The organism is Allokutzneria sp. NRRL B-24872, assembly GCF_002155965.1.
Taxonomy (GTDB): Bacteria; Actinomycetota; Actinomycetes; order Mycobacteriales; family Pseudonocardiaceae; genus Allokutzneria.
In genome coordinates this window covers 1-1,494 of record NZ_MUMH01000025.1, presented here as the reverse complement: position 1 = coordinate 1,494, position 1,494 = coordinate 1, and the positions used below count along the sequence as shown (strand labels likewise).

General features: G+C 70.8%; 2 protein-coding genes. Both read left to right on the top strand.

Annotated elements, in window-relative coordinates:
• Window positions 1–47 precede the first annotated feature (47 nt).
• A complete protein-coding gene (locus tag CCN37_RS07470) occupies window positions 48–692 on the top strand; it encodes an endonuclease V (protein ID WP_086819942.1) in 645 nt (214 codons plus the stop codon).
• Window positions 693–723: 31 nt separating this feature from the next.
• On the top strand, window positions 724–1,290 hold the full coding sequence (locus CCN37_RS07465) for an RNA polymerase sigma factor (protein WP_086819941.1): 567 nt from the start codon (window positions 724–726) through the stop codon (window positions 1,288–1,290).
• Window positions 1,291–1,494: the final 204 nt, after the last annotated feature.

Here is a 1,494-nt window from a genome sequence, read left to right as displayed (position 1 = left end):
TCAAGCCGACCCCACGCTGGATACGGCGCACCCGGGATACTGGCGGAATGCGCACACCGGGCACCGAAGCGGAAGCCGTCGAGATCCAGCAACGGCTGAGGCACCGCGTGGAACTGAGCGGGACGGACGTGAGCGCGGCGCGCACGGCGGTCGGGCTGGACGTGGACTACACCGGAGACCGGATCGTCGCGGCGGCGGTGGTCTTGGAGGTGGCGACGCTGGAGGTGGTCCAGACGAGCGTCGCGGAAGGGGAGACGATTTTTCCTTACATCCCAGGGCTGTTCGCCTTTCGCGAGGTGCCGACTTTGCTGGCGGCGCTGGACGGGCTCGACGAAGCACCCGACGTTCTCGTCTGCGACGGGCAGGGGTTGGCGCACCCGCGCAGGTTCGGGTTGGCGTGCCACCTCGGGGTGATCACGGGGTTGCCCGCGATCGGGGTGGCGAAGACGCCGCTCGGGCGCTACGAGATGCCGGGGCCGGAGCGAGGGGCGCGGGCTCCCCTGCTCCATGACGACGGGGGCGAGGTCGGCGCGGCGTTGCGGACCAGGGACGGGGTGAAGCCGGTGTTCGTCTCGGTGGGGCACCGCACGGACCTGGACAGCGCGTGCGCGTTGACGCTGCTGCTGACGCCGAAGTACCGGGTGCCGGAGACGACGCGGTTGGCGGACCAACTCTGCCGTCAGTCGCCGTGAACTCGATCCCGGCTTCTCGCGGAGTACGGGTGTGAACACCACTGACGACGACGCGACGGTGATCAGGGCGTCGCTGGCCGAACCGGAGGACTTCGGAGTCCTCTTCGACCGGCACGCGCCCGCGATCCAGCGTTACCTGACGCGCAGGCTCGGACCGCAGATAGCCGACGACCTGGTGGCCGAGACGTTCCTGGCGGCCTTTCGCAAGCGCGGGCGCTACGACTTCACCAGGGCCGACGCGCGGCCGTGGCTCTACGGGATGGCAACCAAGCTCATCGCGCAGCACCGGCGCGACGAAGCGAAGCAGTACCGGCTCGCGGCGGCGGTCCCGGCGGAGTTCTCCGAGACCTGCCACGCGGACCTGGTCGCGGCGCAGGTGACGGCGCAGGCGATGAACACGTTGCTGGCGGCGGCGCTGGCGGAGCTGNNACAGGGCCCGCAGGAAGGTGCGCGCCGTGCTCGACGTGCCGCAGCGGAACGCCACCCCGCTCTCCGAAAGGATTCGCAGCAATGGATGACATGCAGCTCGTTCGCGAGTTCGGCGCGGCCCAGGAGACGGTGCGCCCCAACGACTTGGCCCCGGCGCGCGCTCGGTTGATGGCGGCAGCGCGGACCGCGAAGGCGCCACGCAGGTTCGGGTGGATGACGGTGACCGCGCTCGGGACGGCAGCGGTGATCACCGGCGCGGTGGTGTTCGGCAACACCGCGACGCGGCAGGACGACACCGACGCTGCTCAGGTCCTGCACGCGGCGGCGCGGGTCGCGCTGGAGCAGCAGGACAAGGCGCCGCGCCCCGATCAGT